General features: G+C 69.9%; 13 protein-coding genes and 4 pseudogenes. 7 read left to right on the forward strand and 10 right to left on the reverse strand.

The genetic code is table 11. From position 1 onward, the window contains the following. Positions 1-710: pseudogene (locus ACH4UM_RS31790) on the reverse strand (VCBS repeat-containing protein); the annotation flags it as partial. 925 nt (positions 711-1635) lie between these two features. On the opposite strand from ACH4UM_RS31790, the gene ACH4UM_RS31795 reads away from it, so the two are divergent. Next, entirely contained in the window at positions 1636-2616 is a 981-nt protein-coding gene (locus ACH4UM_RS31795) for a helix-turn-helix transcriptional regulator (protein WP_398186838.1), read from the forward strand. Between the two features lie 741 nt (positions 2617-3357). Here ACH4UM_RS31795 and ACH4UM_RS31800 read toward each other — a convergent pair. After that, positions 3358-3660, reverse strand: a complete 303-nt coding sequence (locus ACH4UM_RS31800) for a hypothetical protein (RefSeq protein WP_398186840.1) — start codon at positions 3658-3660, stop codon at positions 3358-3360. A 304-nt stretch (positions 3661-3964) separates the two neighbouring features. Next, complete coding sequence (locus ACH4UM_RS31805) at positions 3965-4720, reverse strand: helix-turn-helix domain-containing protein (RefSeq protein WP_398186843.1); 756 nt, start codon at positions 4718-4720, stop codon at positions 3965-3967. Positions 4721-4958: 238 nt separating this feature from the next. On the opposite strand from ACH4UM_RS31805, the gene ACH4UM_RS31810 reads away from it, so the two are divergent. Beyond that, entirely contained in the window at positions 4959-5624 is a 666-nt protein-coding gene (locus tag ACH4UM_RS31810) for a DUF4097 family beta strand repeat-containing protein (protein ID WP_398186899.1), read from the forward strand. A 349-nt stretch (positions 5625-5973) separates the two neighbouring features. Here the strand turns inward: ACH4UM_RS31810 and ACH4UM_RS31815 are convergent, their stop codons facing one another. Next, the gene (locus ACH4UM_RS31815; protein ID WP_398186846.1) at positions 5974-6183 is read right to left on the reverse strand and encodes a DUF6207 family protein; all 210 of its coding nucleotides are present in this window, start codon (positions 6181-6183) and stop codon (positions 5974-5976) included. A 617-nt stretch (positions 6184-6800) separates the two neighbouring features. Between ACH4UM_RS31815 and ACH4UM_RS31820 the strand changes: the two genes are divergently transcribed. Both ACH4UM_RS31820 and ACH4UM_RS31825 read left to right on the forward strand, forming a co-directional pair. Next, positions 6801-7361: a hypothetical protein gene (locus ACH4UM_RS31820; protein WP_398186849.1), complete on the forward strand. Its 561-nt coding sequence runs from the start codon at positions 6801-6803 to the stop codon at positions 7359-7361. Positions 7362-7484: 123 nt separating this feature from the next. Next, a pseudogene (locus ACH4UM_RS31825) lies at positions 7485-7609 on the forward strand (site-specific integrase); the annotation flags it as partial. Between the two features lie 200 nt (positions 7610-7809). Here ACH4UM_RS31825 and ACH4UM_RS31830 read toward each other — a convergent pair. After that, positions 7810-8832, reverse strand: a complete 1023-nt coding sequence (locus ACH4UM_RS31830; RefSeq protein WP_398186852.1) for an NAD(P)-dependent alcohol dehydrogenase — start codon at positions 8830-8832, stop codon at positions 7810-7812. Between the two features lie 136 nt (positions 8833-8968). On the opposite strand from ACH4UM_RS31830, the gene ACH4UM_RS31835 reads away from it, so the two are divergent. After that, on the forward strand, positions 8969-9634 hold the full coding sequence (locus ACH4UM_RS31835) for a TetR/AcrR family transcriptional regulator (protein ID WP_398186855.1): 666 nt from the start codon (positions 8969-8971) through the stop codon (positions 9632-9634). 161 nt (positions 9635-9795) lie between these two features. Here the strand turns inward: ACH4UM_RS31835 and ACH4UM_RS31840 are convergent. The 5 genes and pseudogenes from ACH4UM_RS31840 to ACH4UM_RS31860 all read right to left on the reverse strand — a co-directional run. Continuing rightward, positions 9796-10386, reverse strand: a pseudogene (locus ACH4UM_RS31840) (ABC transporter permease); the annotation flags it as partial. A gap of 366 nt (positions 10387-10752) precedes the next feature. Then, positions 10753-11112, reverse strand: a pseudogene (locus tag ACH4UM_RS31845) (ABC transporter substrate-binding protein); the annotation flags it as partial. A gap of 266 nt (positions 11113-11378) precedes the next feature. Next, positions 11379-11480 (reverse strand): putative leader peptide, encoded by a 102-nt coding sequence (locus ACH4UM_RS31850; RefSeq protein WP_398186902.1) that lies wholly within the window; start codon positions 11478-11480, stop codon positions 11379-11381. A 139-nt stretch (positions 11481-11619) separates the two neighbouring features. Next, on the reverse strand, positions 11620-12078 hold the full coding sequence (locus ACH4UM_RS31855) for an RrF2 family transcriptional regulator (protein WP_398186858.1): 459 nt from the start codon (positions 12076-12078) through the stop codon (positions 11620-11622). A gap of 92 nt (positions 12079-12170) precedes the next feature. After that, on the reverse strand, positions 12171-12500 hold the full coding sequence (locus tag ACH4UM_RS31860) for a hypothetical protein (protein ID WP_398186861.1): 330 nt from the start codon (positions 12498-12500) through the stop codon (positions 12171-12173). A gap of 904 nt (positions 12501-13404) precedes the next feature. On the opposite strand from ACH4UM_RS31860, the gene ACH4UM_RS31865 reads away from it, so the two are divergent. Both ACH4UM_RS31865 and ACH4UM_RS31870 read left to right on the forward strand, forming a co-directional pair. After that, entirely contained in the window at positions 13405-14310 is a 906-nt protein-coding gene (locus ACH4UM_RS31865) for a peptidoglycan-binding protein (RefSeq protein WP_398186863.1), read from the forward strand. Positions 14311-14832: 522 nt separating this feature from the next. Then, positions 14833-19782 (forward strand): beta-ketoacyl synthase N-terminal-like domain-containing protein (locus ACH4UM_RS31870; RefSeq protein ID WP_398186866.1); only part of this gene is annotated, 4950 nt, incomplete at its 3' end.

Below are 19782 nucleotides of genomic sequence, written 5' to 3' on the forward strand. Positions count from 1 at the left end.
CCGCCCCTTCCGTCGCCCTTGAAGGTGAAAAGGGCCGTGCTGCCGTCGTGGTAGCCGTAGAACGCGGCGACATCGTCGTGACCGTCGCCGTTGAAGTCACCGTGAATACGCGTCGCCACGTCGCGGCGGTCGATTTCGGGGGTGACGGCATCGTCCTTGATGTTCTTCAGCCGGGCCGGCTTGAAGGTGCCGTATCCCGGGGAGTAGGGATACGGGATGTTGCGGTGGTGAACACCCGACGGCGTGAACTCGTATCCCGAGTACTCGTCGTGGGCGGAGCTCGTCCACGACTCGAACAGGACGACGTGCCCATGCGGTCCGGAGGCGTCGTTCAGGAGGACGTCACCCGGCTTCAGGTCGTCCTTGGAGATCCATTCGGCCACCCCGTTGGGGATGAAGGTGTCGGTCGTCTCGGAATCACTGAGATGCCACGCCATGGAGACGTACCCGGAGCAGTCGGTGCGGTAGCCCTGGTACGAGTCGGATCCGCTGTAGTCGAGCCCCTTTCCGACCCAGCTCTTCGCCCGCTCGATGACCTCGCTGCGTGTGATCGAGGGCGACACGACACCGGACGAGAAGGAGTCGTGCCGGTCGAAGTTCGGCACCGGCTTGACGGGCCCCTGCCCGCCGCCGCCCTTGTCGTGGCGGTGGCCGCTTCCGGCGACCGCGGTCGCGCCACCGGCCTTGTGGCCCGACTGCGTGGCAGCCATGGCCGCGGGCGTCACCAACCCTGCGGTGGTGAGCGCCAGAGCGAGAACGCACGCCGCGGAACCGAATTTTGTTCGGTGATGCAACACGAAACCCCCAAGTCCGGGACCGGCGCGGTGGAATGGGCGCCAGGTAGTTCTCGTCCCTGGCGTAGCGCCGGACAACAGTTGGCAACGTTGACGGATGTGCCTGCAGATGCCAATGAGTTGGAAGTGGCAGCTTGGTGCCAGTCCCATTGCTGCCGCGTCCGGTCCGGTCATCAGGAACGGCGCCTTGGGCAGAATTCCGTGGCGGCGCACACGGAATTCGTGGGCGTCATCAACCGACAGCGTGAAAGAAAGGCGGCGGAATGCCGAAGGCATCGGTGGACGCGGTGCGCAGGGCGCACGGTGGGCGAGGCGCCGGTGCCGTGCGCCCGCCTGCGCCTGCGCCTGGAACGGGTGTCGGCCGAGTGCCGTGTACGTGATGCGGTTCGCCGTACGTGGTCCTGACCCGGGACCGCCCGCCGCGGCGGACGCGCATGCGATCTGCGATGTGCTGTGGGCACACGCCCAGCCCTGGTGGGGACTGGAGCACGTGCGGACGCGAGTCGAAGCCGCTCACGTGAACGTATCGGTGCTGGTGCGGGCGAGTCCCGCGTACGGCTACGGGCGACTACCGGACCCCGCGTTCACGGTACGGGAAATGTGGAACTGCTCGCTGGCCTGCTCGCCCCGTTACCGCACGTGGGAGGTACTCGGCACAGCCTGATCGCGTCTCATCCGGAGGCCCGTCCCGGGGGCGAGAGCCTGCGGTCGCCGGCGGTCTGGCTTGCTTCGGTATGAACAGCACCAAGTACAGGCAAAGATGCCTTGCGTTCACCTGTTTGACACTGTGAAGATCAAGTGACCGAACACGGGGCAAGTGGTGATACAGCCGGGGGAAGCTGTGCTTGAGGCGTTAGGACTGGACGCGATTGCTGAGCAGGTCTACCAGGCACTGCTCGTGGATCCGGACACTGGAGTGAAGGCGCTGGGGGAGACACTCGCACTGCCGGAAAGCCAGGTGAGGGAGGCACTCGACCGGTTGCTCGACCTCGACCTGCTCCGGCCGTCCTGCGATGCACCCGAGCGGCTCCGTCCGGTGAGTCCCCAGGTGGGTCTGGAGGCCATCGTGGCCCGGCAGGAGCGGGCACTCGCCGAGCAGCAACTGCGGTTGGCCGTCAGCAGATTGGCCGCCGCGAAAGCCATCACCGAATTCGGCCGGTACCACCGAGGGACCGTGTCCGCGAGCATCGAAACCCTCCTTGGGGCCGATGCCGTGCGCGACCGGCTCGAGGTGCTGCTCAAGGGCTCCCGTGAGGAGTGCCTCGTCGTGCTGCCCGGCCGGTCCCGCGAGCAGATGGAACTGACGGCATCCGAGGTTCTGGAGCGGCGCTTGCCGCCCGACGGCGTCGGGGTCCGGCTGCTGGTCCAGGAGAGCGTCCGCCGCAACCGCACCGTTCGGCGGTACGTGCAGCGCCTGATCCGCCCGCAGGACGAGATGCGCACGGCGGTGGTGTCGCCGCCCTGGATGCTCGTGGTCGACTGGGAGACGGCGCTGGTCCCGATCGACCCCGCCGCGGTGGTCGGAGCCCTGTGCGTGCGGGAACGGGGCATCGTCGGGACGCTCGCCGCCGTCTTCGAGGCCGCGTGGGCCACTGCCACACCGCTGGACGTCCCGCGTCCCGCGTGCGACGCGGCGCTGACGGCCTCCGACACCGGGCTGCTGAACCTCCTGGCCACCGGTATCACCGACGAGGCCGCCGCCAAGCGGTTGGGTGTCTCCCTTCGCACGGTCCGGCGTCAGATGTCCGCGCTGATGGAACGACTCGGGGCCTCCAGCCGCTTCGAGGCGGGCTTCAAGGTCGCCCAGCACGGGTGGATCTGACGCCCTGTCCACCCGGTGCCGACCCCCCGCCCCGCGGTGCAGCAGGTTCACCGGAGCGGCGGGCGCGAGGCCATTACGTCAGGCGAGCCGGATGCGGCGCCTCCCAGGGCCGCCCACGTCGGGCCCACGCACCTGGGCCCGAGGCGAGTTCCGGCAAGGACCGGGCCCTATGCCCAAATGTCCCAGCGACCGCCGCCGCGGAGACCAGCTGGACGAGGCCGTTGGTGAGCGTCTTCGCGTCGTCGGCGAGGTCGACGGCGCGCAACGCACCGGGGGTCCGCAGCCGGCCGCGCCGCCCGAGCTCGACTACAACGGGCGCAAGCACCGGCGTGCCAGACTTGAGCGGCGAGGTGAGGGAGAAGCACGCGTACTTCCTCGAGGGAGCGCGGACGAAGCGGGCTGCCGCTGCCGCTGCGGCTGAAGAAGCCCCTAGTCACCCGAACACGGACAGGGGCAGGGGCAGGGGCAGGGGGCGTTGGGTTGGGTGGGGTGGTTCGAAGACGCAGCCGGATGGTTCCGCCGCAGCGGTGGGCGGTCATGGTTCGGCGTGTTCAACGCGGTCACGCGGCAGCGCCCGCAGCAGCTCGTGTGGTGTGGATGGCCGACGGCTACGGCAAGGACGTCCTCAAGCGCTTCTTCGACGACCTGGGAGGCGAACGCACCGCCCGGCCGTCGGCACGGGCAGACGCCTCGTGCCGACGATGTCGTTCACCGCGTTACCCGGATGCCGGCACCAGCCGGCTAGGAAGCCGCACCGGTCACCCCTGGGGGCACCATGCGCCGGTGAAGCGGCCAGAACGTTACTTCCGGCTCTCCCACGATACCCGCCTTCGCTACGCCGGCCTCGAGCCGATCACGCGCGAAGCACTCGAAGTCCTCCTGGCTCTCCCACACGTCGACAACCCGCAGCGCATCCTCCTCGAACCACGCCACGTGAAGGACGCCGCCATCCGCCCAGTGCTCCTCCCACTGCACCAGCTCGCGTACCGCGTCGTACTGTTCCGGTGTAACCCCGGCCCACCGCATCGACAGCACCACGGCCATGGGAACATCCCCTCCCTGCTCTTCCAGGCTCCCAGAACACAACACTCCGCCGCGCAGAGCCGCTTGACCGTGCGAACCGGCGAGATGCGTTCAATGCTCCTGCCCGGGTGGGTAGTGCCGCGAGGGCACACAAGAGCGCGAAAGGCCCTCACGCCCGCGCGTACTGCAGTACGCGGGATGACTGGTTCGACCCGTCAGCTCAAGCAAGGACTGCCGGTCTGAGGCCGGCCACTGGGTCCGAGCGTCGCCAACTCGGTTTCCTTGCGGGGATCCGTCCTCGGCGCCCGTACCTGCAGACGGCTGTCTATCCGTGCTCCGGACGTGGTTGGGCGGTGTCGTTCGAGGTTGTTTGGGGTTTGGTGCGGAGGACTTCGCGGGCCTGTTCGGCGGCGCGGATGATGCTTTCGCTGATGAAGTCGAGGAAGCGGGCGATGTTCTCCAGGCGGGTGGCGGCGGGCGTGTGGGGGCCGAGGACGGCGACGCCTTGGCGTGCGGTTTCGACGAGCTGGTCGTTGGATCGGGCGCTGGCGATGGTCGCCTGGTAGAAGAGTTCGTCGTCGACGATGTAGCGGTCGCGGCGGCGTTCGTCGCGTTCTCGGCGGACAAGGCTCTGGCTTTCCAGGAAGGCGATCGCTTTGGAGACGGACGCCGGGCTGACCTGGAGGCGCTGGGCGAGTTGGGACGCGGTGAGGCTGCCCGCGTCGGTGGTGAACAGGCAGGTCAGCACCCGGGCCGGCATCTTGGTCAGGCCGGAAGCCATGAGGACGGTGGTGAACGTCTCCTCGTACTCGGCCACGGCTTCGGCGTCGCGTCCATGCGGCTGGGGGACCGGTTCCGGCCCTCGGGGGGAGGCGGGCCCGCGCCGGTGGGCGCGGCGTTCGGTGGCGCGGTGGGCCAGGTCGGCGCGGTAGGCGGTGGGGCCGCCGTTGCGCATCACCTCACGCGTGACCGTCGAGGTCGGACGGCCGAGGCGTCGGGCGATCTCGGCGTAGGCGAGGCTGTCGGCCAGCCCCAGCGCGATCTGCTGGCGTTCCTGCTGGGTGAGCCTGCCTCCCGGCATCGCGATCTCCCTGGTGATCCTTCGTGGCGGTCCCTGATCCCTCCAGTATAGCGTTCACTTCTCATTCATTGCAATGATCAAAGCAATTGTCGTTGCGTTCCTCTCAAGGTAGTTGCAACACTTTCTGCCCTCCTGCCTGCACTGTTATCTACGTTGTGCAACAGATGTGTTGCGGTGTAATGGAAAGCAACGTAGCGTTTCCGAAGTCGGAAACAACGAGTGAGCACGGGAGAGCATGATGCAGAAGTTCGACACCCCCACCCCGATCTCCGCCGTCCTGGACATCCCCGCCGGACGGATCCAGTTCCTCGCCGCGGACCGCGCCGACACCACCGTCGAGGTCCTGCCCGCCAACCCCTCCAAGAGCCGCGACACCAAGACCGCTGAGCAGACAGAAGTCGCCTACGCCGGAGGCATCCTGCGAATCACGGCCCTGGCCCCCAACAACCAGCTCTTCGGCCCGTCCGGATCCCTGGAGGTCACCGTCCAGCTGCCGGCCGGCTCCCGCATCGAGGCCAAGGCGGCCGGCGCCGAGTTCCGCGCCGTCGGACGCCTCGGCGACGTCGCCGTCGACGGTGCGTACCGCCAGATCAAGATCGACGAGGCCGCGAGCGTTCGCCTCACCGCGATCGACGGCGACGTCGAGGTCGGCCGTCTGGGCGGCCCCGCGGAGATCAGCACCGCAAGGGGCGACATCCGGATCGCCGAGGCCATGGGCGGCACGGTCGTGCTCCACACCCAGTCCGGCGACATTTCGGTCGTCGCCGCCGCCGGCGTCTCGGCCGCCCTGGACGCCGGCACCGACCACGGCCGCGTCAGCAACGCCCTCAAGAACGATGGCACCGCCGATCTCGACATCCGCGCCACCACCTCCCACGGCGACATCACCGCCCGCAGTCTCTGAAGGAGCAGAACCAGGACTGCCCGGCCGGGCCCACCGCGATCGAGATCCTGTCGGTCGTGGCCGAGGGCGCGGCCGTCCGTCCCGAGGGGCCTGCGGTCCGCGCAGGGCGTGGGGGAGTCGTACAGGACGCCCAACGCGACCAGGTGGAACACATGACGAAGAACAGCACTTCCTCAGCCTGCCTTGGGCGCGGTCCTGGTCGACGGCGCGTTCCTGATCGATTGGGTGGCCGGCAGGACCCGGTGGCTTGAGCGTGGACACCGTCGAGCACCGCCTTGGGGAGCAGCCGGACCAGTGTCCGAACGCCGCCACCACCGTCACGCCGCCCGGTGGGGCGAACCGGGCCTGTTCAGAGGCCGGGGCGCCGGCGCATGTCCAGGTGGCAGCGCAGCCGCACGCCGAGCTGCCCGGGGCCCCGGGCCGTGCGCTCCACCGAGATGGTCGCCCACAGCGCGGCCAGTGTGGCCTGGAACGCGAAGGCGGTCTGGTCGTCGGCGGCCGCGACATCGACCACGACCAGTCCCGGCTCGGACACGTGCACCTGGTTGATCGCTTCCATGAACGGCACGACGCCCTGGTGGGGGCAGGAGTTCTCGCACGGGGCGGCATTCACCCGAGTGGCCGCGCTTTCGATGCTCTCCGATCGCACCCCCGGCCCGGTTGATGAGGACGAGGGTGCTGGGCGGCGCGCAGTCGGGCTGCGACGCGCGGGCGCGGGCGAAGGCTGCGCAGTTTCCGCTCCGCCCCCGGGCGCCGGTTGCGCAGCCGCAGCGGCAGTGCATTCCACCAGCGCTGCGCAACCGCTGACCTGCTGTGGCCGGGCTCGGGGTGGGGCCCTCCCAACCGGACTGCACACGCTCTGAGCAACCGTTTCACCCAGCCGCCGCGCCAGGCGGGCGTGTTCGTGCGTCGGGGCCTTAGCGTCGTAGTGCCCTGCGCTGTGACAGGAGCGCAGGGCGTGGGCGGCCCCTGCGCGCAGCGCCCTGGGCAGGGGCCGCCACTTGGGCTTGCCGTGCGGATACCCGCTCACCGCCAGCTCCACGTGGACGGTCACCGGGAAGGCCACCGGCAGGTGTGAAGAACGCGCGTCCAGCGCGGGGTCGGAGGCGGCTGCGCGCAGGGCGCTGATGCGGGCCCACCGCGCCGCCAAGAGCCTCGCCGACGCCGCTCAGCCGGATGACCTCTTCCAGCGGCCAGTGCCAGTACCTCGCGCTCACCGGCCAGTTCGTCGGCAACGATCCGAAGACCGTCCACGGCCACCGGATACCGGAACGCGGCTGTCTCGGCGAGGCGGACCGCACGATCTACGGGACGAACCCCCGGGACCGGAAGGATCCGGTCCTGGACCTGGAGTCCAAGAGCCTGAAGCAGGGCATGCGGGATCCCGCCTGGAACAAGGCGGACAAGGTGTGGTCGGCCTGCATGCGGACAGCCGGCTACCACTACGCCACCCCAAAGGACGCCGAGGACGGCCGCGACCGCGAGCGCCAGGAGCTGGAGGACGGGCTGACCGGGCCGCAACCGGACCCCGCCGAGCCGTCCGCCCTGGAGAGGAAGACCGCGACTGCCGACGCCCGCTGCAAGCGGCAGACCGGCTACGTCCGCACCGTGCACGCCGTCGACGTGCGCGTCCAGAACCGGTTCATCGCCAAGAAGCTGATGAAGCTTGAGGAACAGCGCCGCTGGAACCGGTGTGCGGCCCGCAAGGCCCGTGACGTCCACGAGGATCGGTCCTGAAGACCAGCCTGACCGCCGTGGCGCAGGCCGACGTCCTGGTCCCGACCCCTTGCGGAGCGGAGCGCACCGGCTCGCCGGACAGCTCGGCGGTGTCTATCCGCACATCGCTCGGGGCTCCCCGACCTCAAGGGCCGCACGCGAGGGTCGGTGTTCGTCACCCATCGCCGCCCCGACGGCCCCGGGAAGGCCGTCAGCTCGCGTGACGTGTGCCCGGACCTGGTTTCGCGTGGCTGTCGTACGGGCATGCCTGAGCCGCTCTTGATCGGCCCACCGCAAAGGAGTGGCGGTACTCCAGCAGGTCCCAGCCCATTCCCGGCTTTTGCCCGCGCTGTGCTCAGCCGCCGGTTCCGGTCGCCTTGCCGCTGTCGGGTATGTGGGGCAGTCGTCGCCAGACGGGCGATCCAGGAGCTGCTGGGGGATGGCATGTTGCCGGCGTCGGCGTAAGGCGTCAGTCCGCGGGCAGGGCGAGCACAAGCTTGCCCGTGACGTGGCCGCCGAGAAGGTGTCGGACGGCTGCGGCGGTCTCGGCGAGCGGGTAGACGCGGTCCACGACAGGGGTGAGCGCGCCCGTGTCGATGAGAGCGGTCAGGTCGCGCAGCCCATCGGCGTGCTCGGAGGAAATGAAGGTGCCCAGGTGCTGGCCGGTGAACGGGGACAGTATCTGCGCGCGGAGCTGCCGGTCGGTGCCGCCGAGCCAGGGGCCGTTCGTCTCACCGCCGGTGATGACCAGTCTGCCGCGGGGCGTGAGGGCGCGGCGCAGGTCCCGCAGACCGCGGTTGCCCGCGATGTCGATGATGGCGTCGTAGCGTCGCGGGCCGGCAAGGAAGTCCTCGCGCGTGTAGTCGATCACGTGATCGGCGCCCAGCGCCCGTACGGCGTCGAGCTTGGGGGTGCTCGCGACGGCCGTGACCCGGGCACCGAAGGCGTGGGCGAGTTGGACGGCGAAGGTGCCCACGCCGCCGGCGGCTCCCGTGATCAGGACCTGCCGGCCTTCCTGGACCTTGCCCTGGTCGCGAACCGCCTGGAGCGCCGTGAGCGCGCTGACGGGTACCGTCGCCGCCTCCTCGAAGGTGAGGCCGGTCGGTTTGGGAGCGATCCTGTCGGGACGGGCGGCGGCGTATTCGGCGAACGCAGCGGTGCCCGTGCCGTAGACCTCATCGCCGGGCGCGAACCCGGTCACTTCGGAGCCGACCGCCTCGACGACACCGGCGATGTTGCGGCCGGGGTTGGGTAGCTTCGGCCTGCGCAGCCCGCTCACGGGCCGGATCGCGTACGGCAGGCCGGCCATCATGTGCCAGGTACCCCGGTCCACGCTGGAGGCGCGCACCCGCACGAGTACCTCGCCCGGCCCGATGCTGGGCCGGGCGAGCCGCGCCGTGCGCAGCACGGCTTCCGGCTCGGCACCGTAGTGCTCCTGCACGACGGCCGCCATCGTCCTGGTCCCACCGGTGGGTGCGATCGGCTCGCTCATGTCTCGCATCGTCACTGCTCCTGGTTCCGTCTCCCGCGACTTACGGCGTAAGTGGAAAGACTTACGCCGTAAGTACAGCACTTACGGCGTAAGCTCGTCAACGCTGGGAGACCACGAGAGGAAGTGACCGTCCACCGTGACCCGACGTACCACCCCGCAGCCGGCCCGCGAGACGCTCACCCGGCAGCGGGTGCTGCATGCCGCCGTCGAACTGGCCGACGCCGGCGGCCTGGAGACACTCAGCATGCGCAAGCTCGGCGAGGCCGTCGGAGTCGAGGCAATGTCCCTGTACAACCACGTGGCCAACAAGGAGGACCTGCTCGACGGCATGGTCGACCTCGTCTTCGGCGAGGTCGAACTGCCCACACCGGGTGACGACTGGCGACAGGCGATGCGGCAGCGGACGATCTCCATGCGCCTCGTGCTGTCCCGGCACCGCTGGGCAATCGGGCTGATGGAGTCACGCTCCACGCCGGGCCCGGCCACTCTGCGTCACCACGACGCCGTTCTCGGCTGCCTCCGGCAGGGCGGGTTCTCCCTCACTCTCACTGCCCACGCCGTCTCGGTTCTGGACAGCTACGTCTACGGGTTCGCCCTGCAGGAGAAGACCCTGCCCTTCGACACTCCGAAGGAGACCGCCGAACTGGCCGAATCCATCATGAGCGGTTTCGGCGACGGCGAGTATCCGTACCTGACCGAGATCGCGACGGCTCACGTCATGCGCCCCGGTTACGCCTACGGCGACGAGTTCGAATTCGGACTGGATCTCATCCTCGACGGCCTTCAGCAAGTGGCGGGCTGACGAGCGAGTGCTGTGACCGTATGGGTTAGCCACGTTGGTAGTGAACTTCTGCCCTTCCTGATCGGTCGGTCCGCGCACACGGACAGGCTCGGCCACCGCACCCCCAGCAGTCGGATCGGACAACAGCCGCACGTACAACCGCCACGACCGCCGCTGCAGCTGCTGAAGATCGGCAGGCCGATGGCGATACCGACGAGCAGGATCAAGAAGACGGCCAGCAAGACCTGCGACATACCGGAGTTGCGCCGCCCGTTCTCCAGCAACTGGCCAAGACCGACGCCCAGATCGGGCGAGGAGGCGATGATCTCGGCGGCCATCAGCGACCGCCAGGAGAACGCCCAGCCCTGCTTCAGCCCCGCCGGACAGCCCGGGAGCGCCCCCGGCATCACGATGTGCCGGGCCCCGCGCAGCCCGTCCGCACCCAGCGTGCACCCGGTCCGCAGGAACAGCGGGGGGATCCGGTCGACGCCCGCGACGAGGCCGTTGGCGATGGACGGCCCGCGCCGAGCAGCATCACGGCACACATCATCGAGCCGTTCAGGCCCAGCCGGATCATCGCCGGCGGCACCCAGGGCCGACGGCAGTCACTGCAGACCCGACAGGATGGGGCCGATAGCCTCCCGCACGAACCTCACCCGGGCGGCCAGCAGGCCCAGCGGCGTACCGGTGGCGAGCGCCATCCGGAAGCCGAGCAGACCGCGCGAGACGATGGTCCAGAGGTAGCCGGGCAGCGAGCCCCGGAGCCAGGCATCGCACGGCAATCTTGACGATCGTGGCGGCCATCGTCGTCACTCCTGGGAACTCGTCGGGTGCGGTTGTCGTCACCCGGCGCCGAGGCCGGCGTCGCTGACCTCGTTCTTGCCCTCGGCCCCGAGAACCTTGTTGAGCGCTGTGAGGTCGATCTTCCGTGGGTTCAGGAAATCTGAAGGCTCCGTAGCGCGAACTCAGGGGCTCGAAGGTGACTCTGCCGAGTGAAAGGGGCCAGTTACACAGCGGAGCCCCGGTAGTGGGCGACGGACCTGTATCCGGCTCAAGTGGAGGATGGCTGGGCGCCGGCCCATGACCGCGATCCGGCGGCATCTGCGGGAGAATGTGGGGTGCCTACTTCCAGATCGCTAGGCCGGGTCGATGACGTCAGCAGGCAACGCCTCGCCCGACAGCTTCTCCAGCGCCGCGTTGGCAGCCGCCCTCGCCTTCTCCGGGTCGGCGTTGATCCACTCATTGGTCTTCACCGAGCCGCGCAGCACGGCCTCGACGACATCGGGGTGCTCCTTGAGGAACTTCTGCGACACGATGATGTTCGTGATCACGAACTTCTTGCCCGGCCACAGCGACGACTCGTCCAGCAGCACCTTGCCGCCCTCGGCGACCAGCTTGGAGGCGGTCGGCTCGGGCGCCCACGCGCCGTCGATGGAACCGGACTTGCAGGCGTCAGGGGTGATCTTGTTGTCGGTACGGACCACCGACACATCGCCCTTGGCGAGCGGTCTCGCTGCACCGTCTCGCTGCAGACACGGAGGTGTCCTCTCAGGGGATGGGCGATCAGGGAGGTACGGAAATGCGAGGCGATTGCCTGCCGGCGCGCACCGGCACTCCAACTCCTCGGCCGTCGGCGGCAGGAATGCTGTCGCGGGCTGAGAAGTGGAACGCAGGAGGCGTGGTCAGCCGGGGGTGCCGATCCGCTGACGGTGCGGACCGGGCAAGGACGCAGTGCTGTTCCTGGAGAAGGTCAGGTTCTGTGGCGTCAGAGGGGCCGACAGACGGTACTGGACGTACGGCCGAGGTCAATGTGACGACGCGCGGTCAGAAGGGGCGGCATCCGGCCTGCGAGGTCGAGCGTTCTCATGGCCACCGCCACGGATCCCTGGTTTTCCTACCTGGCTGAAAGGGATCAGTGGCGGAAGGTGGCGTCGACCCCAAGGGGTGTTCGCACGGTGGGCGTCGCTATCTCGCTTCATGTGATCGAGAGGGAATGGGCCGGCCTGTCAGGGGTTTACCCAGGCGCCCGGGACATTGGTCAACGCCGTGATTTCAGGAGGCAGTTGAGACGATGCGACATCGGCGAGCGAAACGCCCTCGAGGATCTCCCGCACGTTGCACCGCAGTGCGATCCACAGGGGGAGCAGCGACTCGGCGGGGCCGGTGTACGACAGCTCCGGGGGACGGACCCCGCGCACCGAGACCAGCGGTCCGTCCACAGTGCGTATGACGTCGGCGATGCTGATGGACTCGGCGGGCCTGGCCAGCCGGTAGCCGCCGTTGCCGCCGCGCTGGCTTACGACGAGACCGGCCCGGCGCATGTCGTTCAGGATGCTTTCGAGGAACTTGTGTGGGATGCCCTGGGCGCCGGCGATGGCCTCGGCCTTCAGTGGCCCGTCATCCCGTGACGCGGCGAGCTGCAGCGCGGCACGTACCGCGTAGTCCGCCCTGGCTGAGATCCGCATGCGCGCATTATCCCGTACGGCCTCGGCCGGCGTCCGTTGCAGGTGGGCCGCCGGGCAGGGGCGGGTGTCGCCCTGCCCGGCGGCCGAGGTGCTCAGGCCGCGGTCGGCGTGTAGTGCGAGGCGTCGTCGCCCTCGATGACGTGGCTGAGGATGCCGTCGACACCGGCGGGGAGTTCGCGTCCGTCCAGTTCTGCCACACGTCGCGCGTGATCGACGCGGATGGCATCGCCTCCCGGCTGCTGCGCGGGAGGCCACTCCTCGTGGGCGACCGGTCGGATCTCCGGCCGTGGCACGTCGCCGGCGAAGAGCTGGGCGGGATCTGTGCCCTCGGGGACGAGCACAAGGTAGCCGACGAGGGGTGCGCAACCGTGTGTCCCAGTGCCGCCCGCCGTGGTGTCGCCCACGAGGCGGAGATGGCGCATGTCGGGAGCTGGTGAATCCGATGAAGTGGCTTGGGCCGGAAGTGCCGTGGTCATGGCGGTCGTCCTTCAGGAGTGCGTCAGGCCGTCAGGCGCAGTAGTGGGTTCGCCCGATCCACCCGGGATGAGAGAAGAAGGAGCGGAGTTGGCACGCGCACCGTGTGAGCCGCGTGCCCTACGCGCGACAGCAGGCGGCGCTGACGACGTGACCAAAGTCGACATGCCGACGACGAACGAGTCGTTGCTGCGTGCGGGACATGTGCATCATCCTGCGCACCCCCAGGGCGGCCCGTCAATGCTACCCTAGTAAATCGATAGGAAATATGGGGAAGACGGTGCCGCGGGTGGGCTCAGCGGCCATCGTCGACCGCCCGGCGGACACCGGGCGCGGTCGCTTTGCACGGGCCGGCACGAAGTGCGGCCCGACGGCCCCTGAGCCTCTGCGGAGGTGTGGGCGGCGGAGTGCGGGCGAGCCACGCCCGTAGTAGTGCTCGAAGGACCGTGCAGCGCCGAGGACGGCCGGTCGCCGGCCTGGAGGGCGGGCCGTTCAAGAGCTCGTTGACGAGCTGTTCCGTTTCCAACTCCAGGGCGCAGTCCAGCTCTCGGTCGATCTGCAGACCTCTGTCATCGTGCCTGCCCGGCGGTGTGCGGAGTCCTCACCCTCCTGTCGGCTCCGCCCGGCGGAGCCGCTGCCTGGGCTTCGGTCGTCCTGGCCGTACCCGGGCCGCTGCGGCGAATCGGGCATGCGGCCGGGAGCGGGTAGGGGTGTTGCGCAAACGCAATCATACCGGGACCATCTGGCTGTTTTCTGTGGGAGATTGAGGCAACACCGCGCCGGGTGCGTATCGATGGGCAAGACGGGTGTCCGACTGGTGTCTCATGGATGCCCGGCCAAGGAGGACTGCCGATGGGATTCAACGACGCCGACCCCTGGCGAGCCCTGACTTCCCCGGATGACCCGGCGCAGGAGATCAGGGATTCCTTTCAGTCGATTCTGGACGCCCTGGACGCTGCACGCGCCGACCTTCACGCCATGGAGGAGCAGCGCCACTACGGCGCAACGGCCGAGTACGACGACTCCACCGCTCCCACGCACCGGACTTCGCAGGATGCCGTGGTGAGTCCGCTGTGGGCGCGCGGCCTGCGACCGGCCGTGGAGCCGCCACCCGTGGTGGCAGAGCCGCCCACCGGGGGCCGCACAGTCCCACCGCACCACGAGCCAACGGCAATCCTGCCGCTCCCCGCTCCTGCGCAGGCCGATGCGCGCCGCCGTACTGACCCACCGGCGGCCACCTCCCGCCCCGCCGCGGCGCAGTGCTGGACGCCGCCCGAGCCCCCGCCCACCTCGTCGCCGCTGCCCGGGCAACCCCTCACGCCCGCCCAGAAGGAAAGCCGCGGACACCGGCGCTTCGCCGAACGGCGGCACACCCGTGCCGCCGGCATCTTCGGACTGGGCGCCGTGAGCGGACTGCTCCTCGCCTCTTCCCTGTTCACCGACGAACGCACCACACCGGCACAGCCGTCCGCATCCGTGGAACAACCGGACCACCCCCTTCCCGACAGCACCTCGCTCCCGCAGATACCGGGCACCGGGCTGTTGCGCGAGGGCGACAGCGGCCATGGGGTGTACGAGTTGCAGGTACGTCTGCTGCAGATCCCGCACATCTACGACGGCGGCGCCATCAACGGCCGTTACGACATGGACGTCCGCCAGGCCGTGGCCCGATTCCAGAATCGGTACGGAATCCGCGGGGACGAGAGCGGCGTCTACGGGGACAACACCCGTTACGCCCTCATGCTGCACACCAAGTAGTTGCCGACCGGCGCACGGCCGGCCCCCGGGCTCCTTCCGGTGATTGCTCTCGTGAGCACCGTCACGCGGTGCGCCGAAGCCGGCTGCTCTGGTCAGGCCTGCAACGGCATCGACCCCGGCGAACGACTGGGCCGGCCGCAGATGGCTCATCGAGCGCACCCCGTCCTGGCTCACCGCCTCCCGCCGCTGCCATCCCGATACGAGCGCCATCCAGGAAACCACCTGGCCCTTCTCGGCCTCGCAGAGCCCCCTGCCGCTACAAACGCCTCCTCAAACCGACCATGTAGGACACGGTGTAAGAGCCCACGCCAAAGCCTTCCCACAACGGCCCCCAGGGTTCCTCCCAGTGAGGCCCACCGGCTGCGGATGCCCACGCGACGACATGCATGCGCCGTCCGTTTGGGATTCCCCTAGACCTGATCCGGTACGACTCCGGAAGCCCGGCCCCTGGGCCGAAACTAGGGTCACACCGCCATGTGTACGGTGCCTTTTCGTTCTCTGTGTGGGTGGGTGGAGCGCAATATGGTCGAGTCCGGGCTCAACAAAACAGGGAATCGGGCCGGTTCGGCTTCGGCGGATTCGGCCGATGACATAGCCGTCATCGGCCTGGCCTGCCGGCTGCCGGGGGCCGCCGATCCGGCCGCCTTCTGGAGGTTGCTCAGCGAGGGCACGGAGGCGATCAGCGACGTCCCCCCGGACCGCTGGGACGCGGCCGCCGTGGCCGACTCCGACCCGTCCACGCCGGGCAGGACCGACATCCGCCGGGGCGGATTCCTGGACCACATCGGCCACTTCGACGCCGGGTTCTTCGGGCTCTCCCCCAAGGAGGCCGCGGCCACGGACCCGCAGCAGCGGCTCGTGCTGGAGCTTGCCTGGGAAGCGCTGGAGGACGCGCACGTGCGCGCCGAGACGCTGCGCTCCACCCGGACCGGAGTCTTCGTCGGCGCCATCTGGGACGACTACGCGACCCTGCACCACCGCTCCGGACTCACGGCCGTCTCCCCACACACCGTCACCGGCCTGCACCGCAGCCTGATCGCCAACCGGGTCTCGTACTTCCTCGGTCTGAACGGCCCCAGCCTCACCGTGGACTCCGGCCAGTCCTCCTCCCTGGTCTCGGTCCACCTGGCCTGCGAGAGCCTCCGCGAGGGCGAGTCGACCACGGCCCTCGCGGGTGGCGTGAACCTCAACATCGTCCCCGAGAGCACCCTGGGCGCCGCCAATTTCGGCGGTCTGTCCCCGGACGGCCGCTGCTTCGCCTTCGACGCCCGCGCGAACGGCTACGTCCGCGGTGAGGGCGGCGGCATCGTCGTCCTCAAGCCGCTGGCCCGGGCCATCGCGGACGGAGACCCGGTCTACTGCGTGATTCGCGGCAGCGCGGTCAACAACGACGGCGGCGGCAACGGGCTGACCGTGCCGCTGCAGTCCGGGCAGGAACAGGTGCTCCGGCTCGCCTACGAACAGGCCGGGGTCGACCCCGCCCAGGTCGGCTACGTGGAGCTGCACGGAACCGGCACCAAGGTCGGTGACCCCGTCGAGGCGGCCGCGCTCGGTGCGGTGCTCGGCGCGGGACGCGATCCCGTCCGGCCCCTGCGGGTCGGCTCGGCCAAGACCAACGTCGGCCACCTGGAGGGCGCCGCCGGCATCACGGGCCTGCTCAAGGCCGCCCTGTCGCTCAGCCACCGCGAACTGCCCGCCAGCCTCAACTTCGAGACTCCGAACCCCGCGATTCCGCTGGACCGGCTCAACCTCCAGGTGCAGATGGAGCACAGCACCTGGGACAGCCAGGACGGCCGCCCGCTGCTCGCCGGTGTCAGCTCCTTCGGCATGGGCGGCACCAACTGCCACATCGTGCTGGCGGAACACCGGGCCACGAAGACCGAGCCCGTACCACGGCCGTCCACGGCACCGACCCTGTGGCCGCTGTCCGCCAAGACCGCCTCCGGGCTCCGCGCCCAGGCGGCCGCTCTCCTCTCGCACGTCGCCGAGAAGCACCCCGACCTTGAGCCGTCCGACGTCGGCCGGTCCCTGGCCACCGGACGTACCGCCTTCGAGCACCGGGCCGTCGTCGTGGGCGGGGACCGCGCGGACTTCCTGCGTGCGCTGCGCGAGCTCACCGCCGGCGGCATCGACGCCGCGCTGACCACCGGCCGCGTCGGCCCGCGCGAAAAGGTCGCCTTCCTCTTCTCCGGCCAGGGCAGCCAGCGCGCCGGAATGGGCCGTGAACTGGTCCGGGCCTTCCCGGTGTTCGCCGCTGCGCTGGACGAGGTGTGCGCCGTCCTCGACCCCTTGTTGCCCCGGCCGCTGCGCGAGGTCATGTTCGCTCCCGAGGGCTCCGAGGAAGCGGCGGAACTCGACCGGACGCTCTACACGCAGACCTCGCTGTTCGCCGTCGAGGTCGCGCTGTTCCGGCTGCTGGAGAGCTGGGGCATCACCCCCGACGTGCTGATGGGCCACTCCATCGGTGAAGTGGCCGCCGCACACACGGCCGGAGTCCTCTCCCTCGCCGACGCCTGCGAACTGGTCGCCGCACGCGGCCGGTTGATGCAGGCGCTGCCCGCAGTCGGAGCCATGATCGCCGTGCAGGGCACCGAGGACGAGGTGCGCGCGCTCATCGGCGACCGCGGGGACCGCGTGAGCATCGCCGCGCTGAACGGCCCGGACTCCGTCGTCGTCTCCGGCGACGAGGACCACGTCACCGAGATCGCCGAGGCATGCGCCGCCCAGGGTGGCAAGACCAGCCGACTTCGGGTCAGCCACGCCTTCCACTCCCCGCACATGGAACCAATGCTGGCGGAATTCCGCAGCGTCGTCGAGCGTCTCACGTTCCACCACCCGCGCATTCCAATCGTCTCCAATGTGACGGGCCGTCTGACCGGCGAGTACGAGGGCCGCACATCCGAGTACTGGGTCCGCCACGTCCGCGACGCGGTCCGGTTCGCCGACGGCGTCGCCCGCCTCGACGAGCTGGGCGTCCGCACGTACCTGGAGCTCGGCCCCGGTGGCGTGCTGACCTCCCTGGCCCACGCCTGCGCGCCCGGCGAAGCCCTGTTCGTCCCCGCCCTGCGCGCCCGCCGCCCCGAGCCGCAGGCCCTGCTGGCGGCGGTCGCGGCACTGCACGTCCACGGCCTGGAGCCGGACTGGCACGCCCTGTTCGAGGGACGCGGCGCACGCCGAGTACCCCTGCCCACCTACGCGTTCGAGCGACGGCGGCACTGGCTGGACGAGACCACGGCCCCCGCCGTCACCGCCGAACCGCCGGCCGTCCCGCAGCCGGTCGCGGCAACCGACGCCGACGCCGACGCCGACGCCGACACCGTCGTGGCGCCCGTCGGCGCCCTGGCACAGAGGCTGGCCGCCCTGCCCGAGCGCGAACGCGACGCGGCGGTGCTCGACCTGGTCCGTACGAACGTTGCGGCCGTGCTCGGACACGCCGCGGCCGCCGAGGTCGAAACCGAGTGGACCTTCCACGACCTCGGCTTCGACTCCCTCAGCTCCGTCGAACTGCGCAACCAGCTCACGCAGGCGACCGGACTGCGCCTGCCCAGCGGGCTGCTCTTCGACCACCCGACCCCCCTCGCGCTCGCCCGCCACCTGAGCACGCAAGCCCTGGGCAAGGCCGCGGCGGTCGCCGTTCCCGAAACCGTGTCCGACCCCGACGAGCCGATCGCGATCGTCGCGATGAGCTGCCGCCTCCCGGGCGGGGTGTGCTCACCGGAAGACCTGTGGCGGCTGGTGGAGAGCGGCGGGGACGCCATATCAGGCTTCCCCGCGAACCGTGGCTGGGACGTGGAATCCTTATACGGCCCGGAGCCCGGCACGCCCGGCAAGTCCTCGACACGACAGGGAGGATTCCTCCACGAGGCAGCCGACTTCGACGCGGGCTTCTTCGGCATCAGCCCCCGCGAGGCCGCCGCGATCGACCCGCAGCAGCGCCTGGTCCTGGAGACCGCGTGGGAGGCCTTCGAACGCGCCGGCATCGACCCGGCCTCACTGCGCGGCAGCCGGACCGGAGTGTTCATCGGCGCGACAGCGCAGGACTACGGCCCCCGGCTCCACGAGCCCGTGGAGGGCGTCGAGGGCTACCTTCTGACAGGCACGACGACCAGCGTCGCCTCGGGCCGGGTGGCCTACTCCTTCGGCCTTGAGGGGCCCGCGGTCACGGTCGACACGGCGTGCTCGTCCTCGCTCGTGGCTCTGCACCTGGCGATCCAGTCGCTGCGCAGCGGCGAGTGCTCTTTGGCGCTGGCCGGCGGCGTGACCGTGATGTCCACACCCGGCATGTTCGTGGAGTTCAGCCGGCAGCGCGGGCTGTCGGCGGACGGGCGTTGCAAGGCGTTCGCCGCGGGCGCTGACGGTACGGGGTGGGCCGAGGGCGTCGGCATGCTGCTGGTCGAGCGGCTGGGCGACGCTCGGCGCCACGGGCACCAGGTGCTGGCGGTCGTACGGGGATCCGCCGTCAATCAGGACGGTGCGTCGAACGGTCTGACGGCGCCGAACGGGCCTTCGCAGCAGCGGGTGATCCGGCAGGCGCTGGCGTCCGCCGGGCTGTCGGCCGTCGACGTGGACGCGGTGGAGGCGCACGGTACGGGAACCAAGCTGGGCGACCCGATCGAAGCGGAAGCTTTGATCGCCGCCTATGGCCAGGGACGGGACGCCGAGCGGCCCTTGTGGCTCGGGTCGGTGAAGTCCAACATCGGCCACACCCAGGCCGCCGCCGGTGTCGCCGGAGTGATCAAGACGGTGATGGCGATGCGGCACGGTGTGCTGCCGCAGACGCTGCACGTGGACGAGCCGACGCCGCACGTGGACTGGTCGGAGAGCGGCGTGCGGCTGCTCACCGGGGCGGTCGACTGGCCGGAGTCGGAGCACCCGCGCCGGGCCGGGATCTCCTCCTTCGGCATCAGCGGTACGAACGCCCACGTGATCGTCGAGCACGTCCCGGTGAGCCAGGAGCCCGCCCGCGACGCGCTCGCGGGGCCGATGGCGTGGGTGCTGTCGGCGAGGAGCGAGGCGGCGCTGCGCGGGCAGGCGGAGCGCCTGTTGTCCTCCGTGGATGCCGAGGCACGACCGGCGGACATCGGCTTCTCGCTTGCCACGACACGGTCGGTGCTGGAGCACCGGGCGGTGGCGGTGGGGGAGACCCTGGAGGAACTCACTGAGGCCGTAGGGGCCTTGGCGTCCGGCTCTTCGTCGGCTTGCGTGGTCCAGGGGGTGGCACGTTCCGGGGGCAAGGTGGGTTTCCTGTTCTCGGGTCAGGGTTCGCAGCGTCAGGGGATGGGCCGGGAGTTGTATGCGGCGTTCCCGGTGTTCGCCGAAGCCTTCGACGAGGTGTGTGCGGTGTTGGACGCGCCGGTCGATGTCGGTGCGGAGGGGTTGCATGAGACCGGGTGTGCGCAGCCGGCGTTGTTCGCGATCGAGGTGGCGTTGTTCCGGTTGCTGGAATCGTGGGGGATTCGGCCGGACTATGTG

Origin of the sequence: Streptomyces sp. NPDC020801 (genome assembly GCF_044334385.1) — a bacterium.
In the GTDB taxonomy this organism is placed as follows: domain Bacteria; phylum Actinomycetota; class Actinomycetes; order Streptomycetales; family Streptomycetaceae; genus Streptomyces.

Bases quoted from the DNA above. Each gene is read 5' to 3' on its own strand.
- ACH4UM_RS31860 (WP_398186861.1), bottom strand. From the start codon at position 12,500: ATGCGCCATCTCCGCCTCGTGGGCGACACCACGGCGGGCGGCACTGGG.
- ACH4UM_RS31830 (WP_398186852.1), bottom strand. From the start codon at position 8,832: ATGAGCGAGCCGATCGCACCCACCGGTGGGACCAGGACGATGGCGGCC.
- ACH4UM_RS31805 (WP_398186843.1), bottom strand. From the start codon at position 4,720: ATGCCGGGAGGCAGGCTCACCCAGCAGGAACGCCAGCAGATCGCGCTG.
- ACH4UM_RS31800 (WP_398186840.1), bottom strand. From the start codon at position 3,660: ATGGCCGTGGTGCTGTCGATGCGGTGGGCCGGGGTTACACCGGAACAG.
- ACH4UM_RS31810 (WP_398186899.1), top strand. From the start codon at position 4,959: ATGCAGAAGTTCGACACCCCCACCCCGATCTCCGCCGTCCTGGACATC.
- ACH4UM_RS31865 (WP_398186863.1), top strand. From the start codon at position 13,405: ATGGGATTCAACGACGCCGACCCCTGGCGAGCCCTGACTTCCCCGGAT.
- ACH4UM_RS31815 (WP_398186846.1), bottom strand. From the start codon at position 6,183: ATGGAAGCGATCAACCAGGTGCACGTGTCCGAGCCGGGACTGGTCGTG.
- ACH4UM_RS31850 (WP_398186902.1), bottom strand. From the start codon at position 11,480: ATGAGAACGCTCGACCTCGCAGGCCGGATGCCGCCCCTTCTGACCGCG.
- ACH4UM_RS31820 (WP_398186849.1), top strand. From the start codon at position 6,801: ATGACCTCTTCCAGCGGCCAGTGCCAGTACCTCGCGCTCACCGGCCAG.
- ACH4UM_RS31855 (WP_398186858.1), bottom strand. From the start codon at position 12,078: ATGCGGATCTCAGCCAGGGCGGACTACGCGGTACGTGCCGCGCTGCAG.